The following is an 18,450-nucleotide window of genomic DNA, read 5'->3' as shown; positions in this document are numbered from 1 at the left end:
CACGCACGCAGCATCTCGCTAGTCGATCAGCGCCTCGCCCAGCACCGAGTCGAAGCGCACCGACGTGCCGTCGGCGTAGGCCACGTTCCACACGCGGTAGTCGAGATGCTCGGGTACGCCGCCGCCCTCGAGCGCGCAGCCCTCGCCCGACGTGTCCACGTCGTCGCTTGCGCCGCCGGCCTCGACGGCCTCCACGTCCACCGCGAAGTCGCCGGCATCGACGTCGGCCGCGCGGTCCTCGGCGGCGATGTCCGACGGGTCGACGCCCTGGCGCAGCGCCGCCTCGGCCTCGGCCACGGCTTCGGCAAGCTCGCTGTCCGTCGGCGCGTCGCGCTTCGACTGCGAGCCCTGCAGCTCGTCGGTCCACCCCTCGCCCGTCGCAAGGTCCACCTCCTCGGAATAGCGGTCGACCTCTTGCAGCACGGGCCGGTGCTCGGCCTCGTACTGCTGCGCTTCCAGGTACTCGGCGCGGTGGGCGTCGGCGCGCTGCGCCTCGATGCTGGCGCACGCGGGGATGCGGATGGCGGCGATGTCGTCCGCGCCGAACGCCCCGCCCACGAGCAGCTGACGCGCACGGGCGACGAAGCCGGCCGCCTCGGGCGGGATGGCGGAGTCCTTCATGCGGATGGCGATGACCGGCCCCGCGCCGAACTTCACCTCGGCCCACGCGAACGGCACCGGCTGCTCGCCGTTGTTCTTGCGAGCGTCGTTCTCGCGCGCCACGAGCGCCGACGTCTCGGCGAACTCCTCGTCGAGCCAGGTGGTGAGCGCGTCGCGCCACAGCGGATCGTCGTCGGCCTCGGCGGTCACCACATCGTCGCCCAGGTCGAACCGCAGCACGTTCGCACGCTGCGAGCCCTTCGCGGCGCGCACCACGTCGGTGGGGGCGACGGCCGTGAAGCGGCGCGCCATCTCGACGCTGTCGCCGCCCTGGTAGCTGTCCTCGTCGAGGACGATATGCAGTTGCACGGGAGGATGGATCGATGCGGGCATGGCGCTTCCTTTCGACGCGCGCCGAGCGCGGGCGTCCGGGGGCGGCCACGGCGCTTCGGCGGAATGTTCAGTATCCGCGCATTGTCGCCCACGCCGCCCCGCCCGCACCTGAAGCCCCAAGCCCGTTGCACAACCGTTGCGCCCCGGAAACCGGCCCTTGGGAGAGAAAGGGGTCTCGACGTTGGAACAAGCAACAAAAAACATCTTTTGACATGGCCTTATGAAAAAATCCCCCTCAGCGGGTGACGAACCTCTCCTTCGACGAACCTAGGATGCGAGACGCTCGTCGGCTGCATGGCGAGCGCGACACATCCATCGAGCAAGGAGGGAACGTATGGAAGACATTTCACGCCGCAGCTTTCTGACAGGAGCAGTTGCGGTCGCGGGCATCGCCGCCACCGCCGGCTTGGCGGGGTGCGCGCCCCAACAAACGAGCGAAGCGACTGCGGGGTCAAGCGCGCAGGCGGCACCGGCAGGCTCGGGCAAAACGACCATCGGCCAAACGCCAGCATGGTTGGGCGATGCACCGCAGATCGAAGAATCGGACATCGTGAACACCATGGAAACCGAGCTTCTTATCGTGGGAGCCGGAAATGCCGGTATGGCCGCAGCCGTTCTCGCCACCGACCTGGGCATCGACTTCGTCGTAGCCGAGAAGGCCGGGGCCGTGGGCGCAACGCGCAACTGGTACGGCGCGGTGAATATCCCCGAGTGCGCCGAAGCGGGCAAAGAGGTCGACACCGTCAAGCTGAACAACGTGCTTCGCCAGGCGTTTGGAGGAAAAAACGACATGCGGGTCGTGAAGGTGTGGCTTGACGAGTCCGCCGACATGCATGCCTGGGTCAAGCAGATCATGTCCGATTACGGTTACGAGGTTTCTTTCGATTCGGATCAAGGGCTCGGCCATGGAGGCGTGGGCATCGACATGTACGTTCCCCCCATTCAGGTGAACTACAACGCCCGCGAAGATTGCCCCGAGGAGTACGCCAAGCTCAAGCGCAACGAGCTGTTCGAAGACTACATCAACAAACAGGGTCACGAGGTGACGTACGGATTCGACCTCGTCAAGCTGACCACCGACGACGCCGGCGCGGTGACGGGAGCCATCTTCGACACGAAAGAGGGGTACGTGCACGTCAAGGCCCGAAACACGCTCATGACCACCGGCGGATACGCAGCGAATGCGGAGATGCTCGACTCCTTGAACCCCATTCTCTCGAAATGCCTGACCGCATCCGACTGGACGCCCGGGAACACCGGCATGGGCATCAAGGCGGCTCTATGGGCCGGAGCCATGAAGGACCCGCAGTCTGCCGCGTTCGTATTCGACCGCGGTGCCGTCGAGCCGGGAACCAAAGCGGGATGGACCCAGCAGAGTCTCGAGAACGGAGAGCCGATGCTACCTGCGACGGGGCAGTTCAACCCCGGATCGCAGCCGTTCCTCAAGATGAACCTGCACGGCGAGCGCTTCTTCAACGAATCAGCCAACTACGACTGGGCGCCTCACGCCGCCGCGTCACAACCGGGCGGCGTATACCTGGAGGTTTGGGATGCCGGCTTCGCCGAAGACATCGAGCGGTTCCACAGCTTGGGCTGCGCGAGCCTCACGCGCGTCATGGTTAACACGGTGGGCATGGGAACCGACGGTTACCTGCAGGAATGGATCGACAAGGGCATCGTGGTCAAAGCCGATACGCTGGAAGAGCTCGCCGACGGCCTGAAACTGGAAGGGGCCCACAAAGAGGCTTTCCTCGCCACCATCGAACGGTACAACGAGCTGTACGACGCCCAAGAGGATGTCGATTTCGGCAAGGAGCCGTACCTGCTATCGCAGATCCGCACGGCCCCGTTTTACGGCGTCACGCTGGGCGGAACCTTGCTCGACACGAGCGACGGCCTGCGCATCAACGCCGACATGCAGGTGCTCGACACCAACGCCGAAGTGATTCCCGGCTTGTACGCTGCAGGCAATTGCGGCGGATCGGTCTTCGCAGACGGGTACTACAACCTCACGCACGGCATGGCGTGCGGAAGAGCGCTCACGTTCGCCCGGCACGCCGTGAACCACATCGCGGGCACCAAGGCCTAGCATCTACCAACACCCCTCCCTTGGCGGTGCCGGTTCCAAACCGGCACCGCTTTCTGAGCGCGACGCTGAGGCCCCTTCGTCTCCGAAGTGCTCGACCGCATCGATCAACTCCTGCTGGGAGTGCACGTCCAGCTTCATGTAGATATGCTTCACATGCGTTTTCACCGTATTGTACGACACGACGTAGTGCTCTTCGATGAACTTCCCGTTGCGTCCCCGAGCCAGCATAGCCATGATCTCCGTCTCGCGTTTCGTAAGCCCTCGCTGTGCCGCCAAGCGAGCGCAGCGGCTCTCAAAGCTCCCGCCCTTCTCGGATGCCTGATGAGAATCGGCGATCACCAAGGGCTTCACGGGCTGAATGCCGTATATGATGCGTTCGAAACTGACGCGACGCAGCCAAACGAAGCAAAATGCGACGAACAGGAACAGCAGGGCCGCGAGAAACGCGAGCGTAGCCGCATCGCTTGCGGCGGCAATACCGTTCGCCGCATGACCGGCACCCGCCCCCAGCATCGTCCCGACCGAGGTATATGCCTGGCTGCATGCGACCACGTACACAGCATCGATCTTGTTGCGAGCGGCCATGGAAACAACGACCAGCATCTGAAGCAAAGCGAAACACTCACTCGCCGACGCGAGCAGCACGTTGCTTGTCGCTCCCAGCGAGTGGAGGATCGACACCATCGCAGCCAGAACGCCGGCGATGACGAGCAGCGAGGCGATTTGGAACAACGCGTCCTCTTGGCCGCGCTCGCGCCCGCTCAGCACTATCCAGACGCCTGCAAGCAAGGGGACGAGCCCTGTGACGAACGTGTGGACGGGAACCCCGGAAACGCTGTTGAGCGCCAGAGAGAAGCCCGAAACCAGCTTGAGCGCGAGCAGGCTCAAGAACGCGACGTTGAAGGGGCTCACGAAAGAACGAGGCTGGCTCAGCACCAAGTCGCGCGCGTCCCCCACCTCGGCAGCCTCGCGAATCATGTCGCTCGCCAGGGGGTACGCCAGCACGAGCACGATGCACGTGAGGGCAACCCAGGACGCCACGCGCGCTTCAAGCGGCACAGAGGACATCGCCCACTCGAACACCGATGCTGCGGCGTACGCGGAGCACACGCACAATGCAACGCTTCTTGGGTTGGCGAGCTTGCACAACGACAGCGCGAGGGCGGCGCTCACCCACATGCCTCCGAGTATGCATAAAGCATAGGCGATCTGAGGCCAGCCGGGAACGGCCCAAGCGTCGACGCATAAGAACATCGCCGCTCCGATTGCAGCCGACGCAGCCGCAGTGCACGAGAGAAGCCGATTGCTCAGAACGGTTGGGCGAAAGCGGGCCAACAAGGCAATGGCCACGAGGGGCAGTATCTCCGCACATGTATACACAACATCGCGGGCAAACGGGTCCGTCGCCGAGAACACCGAGATGATGTCGTTGTTGAGAATCCAGACGCGAACCGAGGAGCACGTCCCCATGGCAAAGCAGCAGAGCCAGAGCCGAGCGCCTTTGCCATCGGGCCCCATCAAATCGCGCAGCCTTACCATGCCCGCACCCTCCCCGTACCACAAGCCCGCTCGGCGACCCCTCGCCACAGCTTCCTCCGCCTGCCAGTATACCGTTTCGAATAAACGCCCGCCCGTTTTCGCGCGAAAAAGCCGTCGTCCTGGGAGGGGTGGGACGGCGGCTGGGGAAGGCGGGGCGGATGCGCCCCGGGAACGGGAATGACAACAGCGCGCGGCGCGGCGCCGGACGGGCGAGCCTTACTTGCCGCCCAGGTACTCGCCCACCAGGTAGCCCGAGGTTTGGGCGAAGCCGATCGACACGCCGTTGATGGGCGACGTGTACTGCAAGGGGAACCTGCCGCCCATGCAGTTGCCGGCCGCGTACAGGCCCTCGATGGGCGCGAACGTGTTCTGCGCGCGCACCTGGCCGTGGCGGTCGCAGAACATGCCCGTGAGCGTGACCAGGCCGCCGGCCATGTTTCCGTCGGTCGGGAACGGGATGGCGAAGTAGGGCGGCTCGAGCTTGTTCAGGACCTCGGCGGGCTTGGCGTAATCGGTGTCGGCCCCCTGCTCGCACATCTCGTTGTAGCGCTCGACGCTGGCGACGAACCGCTCCGCCGCCTCGCCCTCGTAGCCGCAGTAGCCCGCCAACGTGGCGAGATCGTTCGAGCAGTAGCAGGTGAACGCCCCGTGCTCCGCCTCGGACGTCTGGAACCCCTCGGCCCCGGAGTCGGCGTGATCGGCCGTGAAGTCGTTGTCCCAGTACTTGGCACCGAAATGGCCTTCCTGGTCGTCCCACCATTTCACGTTGAGGTGGCCGATGGGCATGCGGTTGACGGTGGCGCGCCAGTTCGAATCGAACACGCTGACGAACCCCGCTTCGTGGCGGGCGCCGGGAATGCCCGCGAGGAACGACGTGGAGAAGGCCTCGTTGGAGAAGCGGTAGCCGTCCTTGTCGAGCAGCAGCACGTGCGTGCCCTGCCAGGGGCCCATCGGGCTGACGTTGGCACCGCCCATGGCGGCGCGGGGGCCGATCTCGAATTCGCCGCCCGCCCAGTACATCATCTTCTGGCCCATGCCGTCCTGCCCCATGCCCGAGAACCCGTCGGACGTGGGGTTCAGGTCGCTGATCTCGGTTAGCAGCTCGCCGCACATGGTGGTGTTCGTGGACATGTCGCCCGTCGCCACCACGACGCCCACGCTGGCGTTCAGCTGAATCTGGCCGTCGTCGCCCTCGACGATGGCGCCGACCACCTTGTCGCCGTCCTTGACCAGGTACACCGCCTCGTAGCCCCACAGCATCTCCATGCCGTCGTTGCTGATCGCGGCCTGGATGGCGTTGTAGTTCACCTGCGTGATGCCGGCGTACGTGGCGCCCTCGATCTCGGCCTGGTGGTTCGCGGCTCCCGGCCAGCTGTAGAAGCTGCCCAGCTGGGGCGTCCACTCGTCGGGGATGTCGTCCCACGTCTCGCAGATGGGGTCGTAGCCGGGCGTGAACGACAGGTGCCAATCGAACACCTCGCCGGAATGATGGCAGAAGTACGACAGGATGTCGGGCTCGGCGCGGTTGCCCGAGTTCAGCTGCCAGTTGTTGAAGAACGTCATGGGATCGACCTCGGGCACGCCGTGGCTCTTCTGCCATTCGGAGTTGATGTGGCCGTTCTCGTTGCCCAGGTTCTGGTAGTTCTCCTCGGCCTGCTTTTCGACGAGCACCACCTTCTTGCCGAGCTCGGCCGCCTTATGGGCGCACGCCACGCCCGCGTGCCCCGCGCCGAGCACCACCACGTCGAAGTCCCGCGTCTCCTTCGGGTCGAACGAGCTTGCGCCGGGATCGGTCCGCCATGTGGGATCGGCCGCGCCGCCGCCCATCGCGGGACCTGCCGCGCCGCCGCCCCCGCCTTCGCCGCCCGCAGCCGGCTCGGCCGCATCGGCGCTCGCGCTCGCAGCCGCGTCGCCCGAAGCCGACGTGCTGGGCGCGCATCCCGCAAGCCCCAGCATGGTCAGAGCGCCAGCCGCGCCGGCACCCACCAGGAAGCTTCGCCGGGACAGCGTCGCGCCCTCCAGATCGTCCACCGCATCGAGGTGATTCGTCCGTTCGCTCATCGCATCCTCCTTCCCTGCAGCGAGCGGCCCGAGAGCCCTTCCCCCAGGCCGTGGCGCGCTGCAGAACCGACCCCATCCTACGGGGCGCACCGCGGTTCGGTATCCCCCAACCTGCATGAATGCGGCCGGTTACTGCAGAGTGCAGTAGGCGCTCGACGGCCTTCCTCGCTATTATCGGAGCGGAACGAAACGCTGCGGCCGCACCGCAGCCCCTCCCCCGGACCCAGGATGGAGCGCCCCATGAACGAGCTGCACGTCGACCTCTCTTTCCCGTACTGCCCCCGCCGCTGCGACTACTGCGACGCGCTCGTCGCCACCGGCAGGGTGGCCGACTTCGAACGCTACGCCGACGCGCTCGTGCGCGAGCTGCGCGCGGCCGCGCCCGAGGTGCGCGGGCGCATCGTGACGTCGGTGCGCTTCTCCGGGGGCTCGCCCGTGCTCATGCCGCCCAAAGCCCTCGCGCGCGTCATGGACGAGCTGCGGAACGCGTTCGAGGTGGCGCCGGATGCCGACGCGGCCCTGCAAGCGACGTGCGCGGGGCTGAGCTTCGACGCGCTCGGGCACTATCGCAAAGCGGGCATCACGTTCCTCGAGCTGGGACAGGAGACGTTCGACGGCGTGCAGCACGACGCGCTGGGGCTCTGCTACCCCATGAACAGCTACATCGACGCGCGGCAGCTGCTGACGTTCTGCTCGTGGGACGGCCTGGGCATGAGCCTGCTGTACGGCCTGCCCGGCCAGAACCGCGTCAACCTGTCCACCTCCATCGTCAACGCCGTCGGCTTCGGCGCGCGCGAGATCGCGCTCGCCCCGCTGCGGCTGCGGCCCGGAAGCGCGCTGCACGAGCGCTACGCCGAGCACCCCGAGCGCTTCGACGCGTTGCCGCGCAAGGCCTGGCCCACCGAAGACGAGCGGCTCGCCCTGCGTGCGGCCGGCGAAGAGCAGCTCGTCGCCGACGGCTTCACCCGCGTGACGCAGCACCTGTTCAGCGCGAACGGCACGCTGCGGGCGAGCCAGCGGGCGCGCTGCGACGACGTTGACCGCCTCGGCGTCGGCGCGGGGGCCTGGTCGAAGCTCGACGGCGTCGTGTCGCGCTCGACCGGCGACCTCGCCCGGTACCTGGCGCACGCCGAAGACATCCGCGCCATCACGGCGGCCGCCGACGTCCTGACGCCCGTCGAGGCGTCGTGCCGCTACGTGGCCGGGCGCCTGTTCGCAGCCGAGGGGTTCTCGCACGCCGAGCACGAGCGCCGCTTCGGCGCGAGCCTGCCCGCCCCCCTGCGCGCCGAGCTCGAGCGCCTGGCCGAAGCGGGCTGGGCGACGTGCGAAGGGGACCGCTGGAAGCTCACGTGCGAAGGCGGGCATCGGTACGACGATGCGGTGCAGCACCTTGCGGCCGCGGCACAGGCGGAGAAGGAGGCGGCCGGCCATCGCGGCGCCGGCGCGAGCCCGCGCGTCGCGGCGTCGGCCTAGTACGTCTTCAGCAGCGCCAAGAGATCGTCGCGCGAGTGCGTGTCCGTCTTCACGTAGATGTTGCGCAGGTGCGTGCGCACGGTGTACGGCGACAGCACGAGCTGCTCCGAAGCGTAGGCCACCGAGTACCCCTGAGCGAAGAACCCCAGCAGCTCGCGCTCGCGCGGCGTGAGCCCGTACTCGTCCGCGAACCGCTCGACGAGCGCCAGGTCGGCCTCGTCGGCGGAAATCGAAAGCGCTTGGGAGCGCGTCTGGCCGTTCGAAGGCCCGGTGGGGAACGTGGCGGGGCGGCTCGACAGGAAGAGCGGGAACAGCTGCATGACCAGCACGGCGCCCAGCAGGATCACGACGATGACGTTCACCACCTGCACGGGCCCCTCGCCCGCCATCGCCATGACGGCCGCCTGCAAAAGCGCCGCCGCCACCTGCCAGCATACGAGCATCCGCGCAAGGGCGCGGACGGCTCGCGCGCCCGGGCGAGCGCACGCCGCGAACCACGCGTACGCCAGCAGCAACGCGCCGATCAGCTTCGCGGCGGTCAGCGACACGAACGTGCCCGACATCATCAGCACGTTGGACAGGCACAGCGCCAGCACGAGGGCCACGATGACCGTCAGCCGCGCATAGGCGAGCAGCCGCGCGTCGTCGCCGTCGTGCGCGAACGCCGCGCCCCCGCCGACGAGCGCCGCGGCGATGGCCAGCGCTGCGGCCACCAGCAGGTTGTTCGCAACGTATCCCCCGGCCAGCTGCTCGTGCGCGAGCACCAGGTCGGCTCCCACGCCCTGGATGCACCCCAGCACCGCCCCCGCCAGCAGGCAGAACAGGATGGGCGAGCCCAACACGCGCGCCACGCCGCCCGATGCGGCGCGCGACGGCTCGGCATCGCCGACGGCTGCGTCCGCAGCCGCACCTGCCGGCGCAGTTGCAGCCGCGCCGGCGCCGGAGCGCTTCCGCGCGACGACGCGGTACGCCCCGAGGGAGAGCAGGGGCAGCGCCACCAGCAGCGCGAACCCCACGGCCGCCTGCAGCGCGAGGAACGCGAGATCCGCCAGCGCGGTCGCCGCGAACGCGACGGCGATCGCGGAAACCTGGAAGAGGCGCGGACGATCGCCCAGCAACGCGAACCAGCTCACGAGGGTCGTCACGCCCAGGAAGCCGCGCAGCACGAGCAAGAACGCCCGCGCGCCGGAAGCGTCCGACAGCACCGGCAGGGACGTCACCGCGTACACCGCCGCCAACGCGACGCAGCAGACGGCGTAGACGGGCATCGACCCCCGCACGCGATCGACCGCGGGCAGCGGCGCCCACCCGAACAGCGCGTAGGCGGCAAGCGACCCCGCTGTCACGGCGAACGTCGGCAGCGCGTCGGCCTGTCCCGACGGGGCGAACAGCTCGGAAGACCGCATGGCCACCGTCTCCACCGACGAGCCCATGCTGCAGAACACGAAGCAGCAGGCCAGCCCGACGACCGCGAGAACGAACGACGCGGCCCCGTCCCGCGCGATGACGCGCGCGAGCTCGCGCGCGCTCGATTGTATGCTTCGCCGCAATGCCGGCAAACGTCTTCCCCGTTCTGCTGGAACCCTTAGCAGGCATTATAGCCGATCGCGACCGAGGCGGCGGAAAACGCGGGGAGGGGGGGGGGCGAAGAGGGTGCCCCCCCTGCGCGCGGAAAAGCCGCCGCCCCAGGGAGGGAGGGGGCGGCGGCTCGTCGATGGGGCCCGGGGCCGCAGGGAAGCGGCACCCGGGAGGGATGGCTTAGATGTCGAGGCTGGGGATCTTCGACTCGGCGTCGCCGCCGGCGGCGTTGATGCCAGCGATGCGGCCGAAGGTCACGCAGCGGCCGTGGCCGATACCCGGCACGTAGGTGGGATAGTCGCCCGCGCCGAAGAACTCGCCGGCGGCCGAGCCGCACACGTACAGGCCCTCGATCGGCTGATCCTCGGCGTCGAGCACCTGGCAGTCGGTGTTCGTGCGCAGGCCGCCGCACATGGTGAGCAGGCTGGCCACCAGCTTGCCGGCGTAGAACGGCGGATCCTGTACCTTGCCCATGACCTCGGGGCGCTTGCCGTAGTCGAGGTCCTTGCCCAGGTCGCACAGCTCGTTGTAGCGGGCGACCGTGGCCTCGAGGTTCTCGGGCGGCACGCCCATCTTCTCGGCGAGCTGCTTCAGCGAATCGGCCTTCAGCGTCTGGCCGCTCTCAACCTCGCCCTCGAGGACGATCTGCTGCGCCTCCAGGTTGTACTCGCCGCCCACGGGCTGCGTGAGCTGACCCCATTGCAAACCGCCGCCGAGGCCGGCGTCCATCTGGGCCTTCACCTGCTCGAGGCCATGGGAGTCGTAGATGGTCCAGGCGTCCTTCTGCGTCTGCAGCGCCTTCGTCACGCTCTTCGACTGGGTGTTCACGTCCTCGTTCTTGAAGCGCTTGCCGTCCCAGTTCACGTGCAGGAAGCCGTAGCTTGCCGCGCCGAAGTCGAGGTGCATGACGGCCGAATGCGGCTCGGACTTCTGCATGGCCGCGCCGGCCCACAGGGCCTGCTTGTGCATGTCGCCGGTGTCGACGTCGGGCGGGTTGTAGAAGCGGCCGTCCATGGCGTAGGCGGTCATGGGCGAGTAGTACTGGAACATCTCGTCGTCGGCGGCGTAGTCGCCCGAGGCGATGATGACCGACTTCGCGTTGATCTGCGTGTACTCGTTCTTGCCGGTGGCCACGATGGCGCCGGTCACCGGGCCGTCGCCGTCGCGGACGAGGCGCTCGCTCTTCGTCTCCCAGCGGATCTCGCCGCCCAGCTCCTCGATGGTGTCGTACAGCGCCGGCACGAGCACCGCGTTGCCGTACACGTCGCCCACGCCCGAGCCCTGGTAGAAGGTGAAGTTGATGGTTTCCTCGTACTTGTCGGCCTGGTAGAAGATGTGCGTGACCGGGTACTCGGTGTAGTCGGGGCCCTTGTAGTAGCCATCCCACAGCAGCGCCTCGAGGCCCTTCTTGGTGGCCAGGTCGTACAGCCAGTCGAAGCATGCGCCGCTCTTGTGCGCGAACTCCCACAGCAGCGGCTCCTTCACGCGGCCCTGCGCCCAGTTGATCCAGCGGCGCACGACGTTGTTGTAGTCGGGCTCCTCGACGAGGCCCTGGTCCACGAGGCCCTGCTGCACCTTCGTGTGGAAGCCGGCGATGTGCACGCCGCGCGCGACCACCGTCTCGGGATTCTTGTCGATGGTGATGACCTTCTTCGCGCCCTCCTCGAGCGCGGCGATGGTGGCGCAGCAGCCGCCGAGACCCGCGCCCACGACGAGCACGTCGCAGTCCTCGGTGCCCGTGATCTTGTCTGCGGGGATGGCGTCGGGCGCGATCTCCCAGCTGTGCATGCCGGCCACGTCGGGACCGGCCGAAGCGCCGCTGTCGGCCACGGGCATGCCGCCCGTCGCGCCATCCGCCGCGCCCGCCGTCGAGGCCTTGCCCGCGTCGGCGGAACCCTGCGGCGCGCAGCCCGCCAGCCCGGCGACGGCCGCACCCGCGAGCGCGGTGCCGCCCAGACCCAAGAACGCTCGACGCGAAAGGCCCTGCTTCTTCTCTTCCTCCATGAGTGATTCCCTCCTCCGTTGCTTGCTCGCGGCCCCTTGTTGCCGCGTTGCGCCGACCATACGCTCGACCTCGCAGGTCATCATCCCGTCGACCGGGGGAACTTCGCCTCCCCCTTCGGATTTCCCCCTACCTGGGGGATGCCGTTCACACGGGCGGCGCGGCAAAGGGTGATGCGCTCGCGTATAATCTCTGGCGGGGATCGCTGTCGGATTCGCCCATCCGCGCGCTGCGGACACTGCGGGCGTTCGATGCATGCAAGGGGAGGAACGGATGACACCATCGTTGCGCAAGGAGCTGTGGCGCACGCCCGACCTGTTGGGGTTCGCGGCCCATTGGACCTGGATCTGGTGCGTGTTCTGGAGCTCGCTGTTCTACGGCGAAGGAACGCTGCTCGGCCCGTCAGGCGGCGAGGTCGCAGCGGCGGGGCTCGCAGGCATCGCGCTCGAGCCGCTGTGGGTGACGTCGCTGCTGGCGAACGTGGTGACCATCGCGTTTCTGCTGCTACTCTCCTATCTGCGCAACCCGCTGTCCGACGTGAAGGGGCTCCCCCAGCTTGCCGCCGCGCTCACCGCGCTGGGCACCGTCGCCATCTCCCACCCCGCGCTCGCCGGGACGGGCGATGCGGCCTCGACCCTCTACCTGACCGGATCGCTGCTGACCGGTGTGGGCAGCGGCATCGTCGTGGTGCTGTGGGCCGAGCTGCTGGCCTCGCTGGGGTCGCAGCGCACCGTGAACTACAGTGTGGTGTCGCTGCTCATCGCCGCGGTGGCGTACCTCCTCGTGCGGTTGCTCCCCATCGACGCAGCGCAGCTCGTGGTGGCCCTGCTCCCCCTGATCAGCATGGGGTGCTTCATCCACTTCAAGCGCAGCGTGCCGCGTCCGCCGCGCGCGATGCGCAACGTGCGCGTGCGCGAGAAGCCGCCGGTGCGCATGATGGTGATCGCCGTGTTCTTCGGCGTGTCGTTCGGCGCCATGAAGGGACTCATCGCCCCGGTGGGCGACGATTGGATCGGCGTGCGCGACCAGCTGAACATCATCGCCATCGCAGGCGGCGCGCTGGCCGTGTTCGTCACGATGAGCGTGTACAAGATGGACTTCGACCACCTGACGTACCAGATCGCGCTGCCGCTCATGGCTGCGGGGTTCCTGTTCCTGCCGCTGCACGAGCCGTGGAACGTCATCGGCACCGCCGTGCACCAGTTCGGCTACCAGTACTTCTACATCGTGCTGTGGGCGCTGTGGCCCGTGCTGGCCTCGCGCGGCGGCGTGCCGACCGGCTGGGTGGTGGGCTGGGGCCTGCTGTGCATCCAGCTGGGGCAGTTCGTCGGCTCGGTCGCGGCCGCCCTCGCGCTCACCGTGGTGCACGGCGACCTTGGGCTGGCCATGCTGTCGGCGGGCATCGTGTTCGTGATCCTCATCATCGCGCTGTTCGCGATGGGGAGCGGGTCGGCGAACACGGGCTGGGGGTTCGTGAAACCGATGGAGGAGGCCGACGCCACGTCCGACCTCGAGAAGGCGGGCACGCGCCTGGCGCGCAGCTGCCGCTTGTCGCCGCGCGAGATCGAGGTGTTCTTCCTGCTGGCGAAGGGGCGCAACCGCGCCTACATCCGCGAGGAGCTGGTCATCGGCGACGAGACGGTGAAGAGCCACGTGAAGAGCATCTACCGCAAAACCGACGTCCACTCCCAACAAGAGCTGATCGACCTGCTAGAGCGAGAAAGCGGCGTGGAGGGATAGGTTCTGCCGGAATTGAGGCCTGTCGCTCATGAGGACGCTCATGAGGACGGCGGGCGACTCGCTGCAAGGTTTGGTCTGCTTTCTGCAACTTTTTCGACTTCGTGGCAAGCGGGGAGAAACCCGACCAGGGGTTTCTCCCGCGCGTGGCCGCCGGCTTCCGCCGGCGCGCTTTCTCGCGCTTGCGAAACGCCTGATGGGGGAACCGGCTTCGGGAGCCCGCTTGCCACGAAGTCGAAAAACTCGCAGAAGAGGCGCCGGAGCCCACTCGGGAGCCCGGCCCCGGCCCTCCTCGAGGGCGATCCGTCGTTTGCAAGGGGGTATGGGGAGACGAATCGCGCTCGAGGAGGGCCGGGGGCCTACCGTGCGCCTGCGGAGGGGGGGCGCCTGGTCGGCGGCGCCTCCGCAGGCGCTATCGGGGGATGCGCTAGTAGAACATGAAGACCGAGAGCCCCAGGTTGTAGAAGACGACGCGCATGCAGACGGCTCCGACGAGGGCGGCGATTATGGCTGTCGGGGCCCAGAGCTTCCAGTTGCCGGTGCACCTGCCCATGAAGGCGGCGGCCAGGGGGACGATCGCGCCGACGGCGACCGCGCCGAGCCACAGGAGCGGGGCCTGGGAGGCGACCCTCGCGGCGGCGTCGGCCATGGCCTTCGTCGGGTGCGTCGGGTCGAAGTAGAGGCCGACGTCGGCGAAGGAGCCGGCGGAGAGCTGGAGGAAGGCGGCGAAGGCGAGGGTTGCGAGGGCGTTCGCGGCTGCGCCGGCGAGGGCCGCGAGACCCGCGGGGGCCCCGGCGCCGGCTGCGCGCTCGGCGGGCTGGCCTGCGGGTCCCCCTGCAGCCAAGGCGGAGAGGAGGGCGAACGTCGCCGGCCCCAACACGCAGGCGTTGCCGAGGACGTAAAGGATCCAGAGGGCCGAGTCCCAGGCGGGGCGGGCGGCCATCGTGTACGAGTGCGCCATGACGGCCACGAGCACCACCGACAGCGCGACGGACAGCCACGCCAGCCACTTCGGCACGCTCGCGCCGTCGTCGGACTTGCGCATGAGCGCGAGGTAGGCCACGGCCGCCACGGCAAGCACGACGATCGCGATCAGCTCCTGCGTGATCCCGCTCGTCAAATGCCCGAACCCGTTGAAGATCCGCTCCCAGTGCTCCAGGTGGAAGAACACCGCGATCCCGCCGACCGCGAGCAGCACCGCCGACGCAACCCAAGCCGGCACCTGCGCCCGCTTCCCAACCCCGAACACGGCCATCAGAGCCTGCGTCCCGAACAGCCCCGCCGACCAGGCAACCAGGGTGGTAAAGATAATCAAAGGCCACTGGAGTTCCATTATTCACCGCCTCCTTGCCACTTCTCGTTTCGCAGGATGTAGACGAAGCTGGGGGCGTTGCCCACGTCGGGAAGGTGGTACACTTCGCTCTCGTCGTAAGGCTTCACCGGATAGTCGCATGAGTCGCCTATCAAATCGCCCCACTTCATCCTGGCCTTCACCTGCGCATCGTACGACGGGTCCTGCAGATCGCACCCCGGCGCCTCAAAGCTCTCGAGCCCCTGGTCCAAATCGCCGAAGAACCGAGCGCGACCGCCGCATTCGCTCACGCATTGCGGCAGCTCGCCCTGGGCGATCTTCTGCTCGCACAGCGTGCACTTCTCCACCACGCCCTCCTCCTCGTTCAAGTAGCGAACGCTGTACGGGCACGACATAGCGCAGAATTGGCAGCCGATGCACTTGGACTTGTCGATCTGCACGGTGCCGTCCTCCAGCTTGTGCGAGGCGCCGGTCGGGCACACCTTCACGCACTCGGGATTCTCGCAGTGTTGGCACTGCACGGTGAGGAAATAGGTGTACACGTCGGGCCATTGGCCGCCCTTGGTGCGCGGGTTCGGCCCGATACGCAAGACCTTGTTCCAATACGACCCCACCGGCACGCTGTTCACCACCTTGCACGCTATCGAGCACGCAAGGCAGCCGACGCATTTGTTGAGATCGGTCAGAATCGCATAACGAGCCATAGGTCACTCCCTCCCCTCGTACAACGGTTGCCATTCCTTCAGGCGCGGATCGTCGCAGGTGTGGATGATGGGCGTCCCGTCGTCTCCGCACGGCACGGGGTTTCCGAACGGCGAATTCTCGGGCGTGGCCTTGTACACCTTCACACCGTAAGCACGCAGGTTCGACGACCCGATGATGCGATCTTGGGCATGGCGATCGATCAAACAGTTCACGCCGGACAATTTGAACCCGTGATCGGGCTGATTGAGCTCGGGGTACCACCATTGGTGCTCGGCGTTCACCACACCCGGGGCGATGCCGTAGTACAGATCGACCACTTCGCGAATCTTGTGCTGATCGGTTTCGATCCACACCCAATCCCCCTGCTCGAGACCAAGTCGCTCGGCGTCAACGGGATTCATCTCAAGCCGAGGAACGGGCCACAGCTCGCGGCACCATGGCAGCTGCCGGTGCTCGGAATGGAAGTAGGTTCCTTGACGACGCCCGGTGGTCATCAAGAACGAGTTGTCGTCCGTGAACAAATCGGGGTCGGCGACGGGGCCATGCGGAGCCTCCACGAATTTCGGGAACTCCTCGCCCTCGCCGGGCAGCCATGATTCCAGCACCGTCGACCAGATCTCCTGCTTGTGCGTGGTCGTGTTCCAGCCTTGATGCTGGTTCGGATTGGGCGGGAACCCTCCGTTGATGTGGCCGTTTCCGGTTTGATAGCGCCGATAGACGCCCCAATCGTCGGGCTTCTCCACCTTGGAATCGAACCAGCCCTTCTCTTGGAATTCCTTCTTGTAGTCATTCCAATCGGGAATGCGGAAGCTTTTGAGCGCAACGTTGTTGCACGCGTCCACGGCTTCATCCCCCTCGAGCCACGCCGCACCGTGATACCCCTCGTCGAAGTACGGGACCCCGGCGGCCTTATACAGGCCAACCACGATCTCCAGATCGTTCTTCGCTTCTCCGGGAGGCTCCACCGCTTTCACCGTAGCGCCGAACGCACCCGACGAGCCCTGGCTTTTGCGAATGCAATCGAGCTCCAGCCAATGAGCGGCGGGCATTGCGATATCGGCCATCATATCCACGCACGGGGTGTGCCACAGATCGATCGAGCACCAGAAGTCGAGCTTCTGAAGCTGCTCCGCGGCAAAGAGGGAGTTCGACTGGTTCATGAAGTCGCCCGTCTGCCCGATGCCGCACGTCACGTTATAAGGCTCGCCGCTCTCGATAGCGTCGTACACCGACGTCGCATCCGCCCAGCTGGGGTTGCAGTCCGAGCCGATCATCGGAAACCGCTCTTTGCCCAAAATCTTCTCGATGGTGTACTCGGTGGTTTTGCCGGAGTCGGGCACGCACATGCCGAGGTCGTAGACGGGCCAACCGGGAGTCGAGCCGCGCATGCCGCCCGGAGTGTCCATGTTGCCCGTTATGCCCGCCAGCAGGTCGCAGGCACGGTTGTTCTGCGTCGAATTGCACGCGTGCTCCAACGCCAGCATGTACTGGATTCCGCCATTGCCGTACCCGGTCGAGGGGTCGACGCGCGTTGCGTACGTGATGGCCGCCTCTTTCAGCACTTCGACGTCAACGCCCGATATCTCCGACACCTTTTCGGGAGTGTAGTCTTCCAAGAACTCGATATAGCGCTCCCACACCGTGCGCACGTGAACGCTGGAGCCATCTTTCAACTCCACCTCGAAGCCGCCTTCGGGGGTATGCAGCGCGGGAAGCAGCCCGTCGGGAAACGGTACGTAGTCAAGCACGAAGCCCTGCGTCTGACCTGTCAGATCCAATCCCGGCTGATGAGCCTCTTTGCCCTCGGTTGCGGGAACCCAGTCCTCGCCCTCCCAGCCAGGGTTGTCGCCGCCGGCATCGTACCAGCTCAGCTCGTTTGTGATCTCGTTGAGCACCATGAAGCGGGTATCCGCCCCGCCCTCGACGAGGTCGGACTCTTTGAGAAGGCGCGTACGCACCTTGGCCGTCTGCGCGCTCGACGAGGAAGGGGTTGGCTCGAAGCTCTCCTCTTCCACCACCAACATAGGAGCGTTCATCCACTTCCGCACGTACAAATCGTCGTACAGCTCGTTCTCGATGATGACGTTGGCCCAGCAGTTCGCCACTGCCCCATCGGTTCCGGGACGAAGGTTCACCCAGATATCCGCCTCTTTCCCCAAGTTCGTCTGGCGCGGATCGACCAGGATGTGTTTGTCGGCGCGCGTCGCCACGTCGACCGTGGTGCGACAGCTATCGTCGTAATTGGACAGCTCCGACGCGCCGCCCCATTGCACGTACACGCGCGGACGCCCCACCACTTCCATCCAGCTGTAAGCGTTCGAATCGTTCAGCTTCGTAGCGTAGAAGCGCGGGCCTTTGCATATCTCGTTGGCCTGTATGCCGTTCGGCGACCCGAAGCACTGCTTCAGCGCGCCATAAGGGCCCATGGCCCAGATACGCGACGTGCCGCCCATGAAGAAGCACGTCTCGTTGCCGTACTTTTCCTGGTTCTTATGGATTGCCTCGACGGTGGATCGATACGCCTCATCCCAGCTGATGCGCACCCAACCGGGCTCTTGCCCTTTGGGATTCGTGCGCTTGAGCGGGTACATGAGACGGTCGGGATGATACGCCGCCTGCAAGGACGCCTGCCCTTTCGCGCAATGGTTTCCCGCCGACTGGAAAGCGCTTTCATCGCCCTCCGTTTTGACAACCCGCCCATCCTGAACGGTCACCCAAACGCCGCACTCCATCTTGCCGCATCCGCGACAGGCCGAGCGTATGCGCTTGACTTCGCCCGACGAGGCAGCCGGCTCGGTATCCGCCAACGCCGGCTGAGCCCCCGTGAAACCGGCGGCCGCAGCCGTCACGGCCATCACCTTCGCAAACGCACGTCGGGTCATGAGCAGTTCGCCCATTCCTCCTCCTTTCATCGTCCTCTCCGATGCGCTTCACCCTATGGATCCCGTCGCCGTCGCACAT

Annotated in this window: 11 protein-coding genes; 3 read left to right on the top strand and 8 right to left on the bottom strand. The window is 66.7% G+C overall.

The window, feature by feature from the left end:
- Positions 1-18: 18 nt before the first annotated feature.
- Positions 19-993: a hypothetical protein gene (locus GS424_RS03125; RefSeq protein ID WP_160943495.1), complete on the bottom strand. Its 975-nt coding sequence runs from the start codon at positions 991-993 to the stop codon at positions 19-21.
- A 334-nt stretch (positions 994-1,327) separates the two neighbouring features.
- Between GS424_RS03125 and GS424_RS03120 the strand changes: the two genes are divergently transcribed.
- Positions 1,328-3,082, top strand: a complete 1,755-nt coding sequence (locus GS424_RS03120; RefSeq protein ID WP_160943494.1) for an FAD-binding protein — start codon at positions 1,328-1,330, stop codon at positions 3,080-3,082.
- A gap of 3 nt (positions 3,083-3,085) precedes the next feature.
- Here GS424_RS03120 and GS424_RS03115 read toward each other — a convergent pair whose 3' ends face one another.
- Together GS424_RS03115 and GS424_RS03110 are read right to left on the bottom strand one after the other, a co-directional pair.
- On the bottom strand, positions 3,086-4,621 hold the full coding sequence (locus tag GS424_RS03115) for a response regulator transcription factor (protein WP_160943493.1): 1,536 nt from the start codon (positions 4,619-4,621) through the stop codon (positions 3,086-3,088).
- Between the two features lie 216 nt (positions 4,622-4,837).
- Entirely contained in the window at positions 4,838-6,682 is a 1,845-nt protein-coding gene (locus GS424_RS03110; RefSeq protein WP_086414964.1) for an FAD-dependent oxidoreductase, read from the bottom strand.
- Positions 6,683-6,922: 240 nt separating this feature from the next.
- Between GS424_RS03110 and GS424_RS03105 the strand changes: the two genes are divergently transcribed.
- Positions 6,923-8,155 (top strand): coproporphyrinogen-III oxidase family protein, encoded by a 1,233-nt coding sequence (locus GS424_RS03105; protein ID WP_160943492.1) that lies wholly within the window; start codon positions 6,923-6,925, stop codon positions 8,153-8,155.
- Here GS424_RS03105 and GS424_RS03100 read toward each other — a convergent pair.
- Both GS424_RS03100 and GS424_RS03095 read right to left on the bottom strand, forming a co-directional pair.
- Positions 8,152-9,714, bottom strand: coding sequence for a helix-turn-helix transcriptional regulator (locus GS424_RS03100; RefSeq protein ID WP_160943491.1), 1,563 nt, complete (start codon positions 9,712-9,714; stop codon positions 8,152-8,154). The two genes, GS424_RS03105 and GS424_RS03100, sit on opposite strands and share 4 nt — an antisense overlap.
- Positions 9,715-9,913: 199 nt before the next feature.
- Positions 9,914-11,737, bottom strand: a complete 1,824-nt coding sequence (locus tag GS424_RS03095) for an FAD-dependent oxidoreductase (RefSeq protein ID WP_160943490.1) — start codon at positions 11,735-11,737, stop codon at positions 9,914-9,916.
- Between the two features lie 271 nt (positions 11,738-12,008).
- Here GS424_RS03095 and GS424_RS03090 point away from each other — a divergent pair, with 271 nt between their 5' ends.
- Entirely contained in the window at positions 12,009-13,475 is a 1,467-nt protein-coding gene (locus tag GS424_RS03090) for a LuxR family transcriptional regulator (protein ID WP_160943489.1), read from the top strand.
- A gap of 424 nt (positions 13,476-13,899) precedes the next feature.
- Here the strand turns inward: GS424_RS03090 and GS424_RS03085 are convergent, their stop codons facing one another.
- From GS424_RS03085 to GS424_RS03075, 3 genes are read right to left on the bottom strand one after another with little or no spacing between them, the layout of a single operon-like run.
- Positions 13,900-14,805, bottom strand: a complete 906-nt coding sequence (locus GS424_RS03085) for a dimethyl sulfoxide reductase anchor subunit family protein (protein ID WP_160943488.1) — start codon at positions 14,803-14,805, stop codon at positions 13,900-13,902.
- Positions 14,805-15,488, bottom strand: coding sequence for a 4Fe-4S dicluster domain-containing protein (locus GS424_RS03080; protein ID WP_160943487.1), 684 nt, complete (start codon positions 15,486-15,488; stop codon positions 14,805-14,807). Before GS424_RS03080 ends, GS424_RS03085 begins: the two co-directional genes overlap by 1 nt.
- A 3-nt stretch (positions 15,489-15,491) precedes the next feature.
- The gene (locus GS424_RS03075) at positions 15,492-18,386 is read right to left on the bottom strand and encodes a molybdopterin-containing oxidoreductase family protein (RefSeq protein WP_160943486.1); all 2,895 of its coding nucleotides are present in this window, start codon (positions 18,384-18,386) and stop codon (positions 15,492-15,494) included.
- Between the last annotated feature and the right edge of the window lie 64 nt (positions 18,387-18,450).

Source organism: Eggerthella guodeyinii (assembly GCF_009834925.2).
GTDB classification, from domain to species: domain Bacteria; phylum Actinomycetota; class Coriobacteriia; order Coriobacteriales; family Eggerthellaceae; genus Eggerthella; species Eggerthella guodeyinii.
The sequence above is the reverse complement of the archived record's forward strand: the minus strand, read 5'-3'. Positions and strand labels throughout refer to the sequence as shown.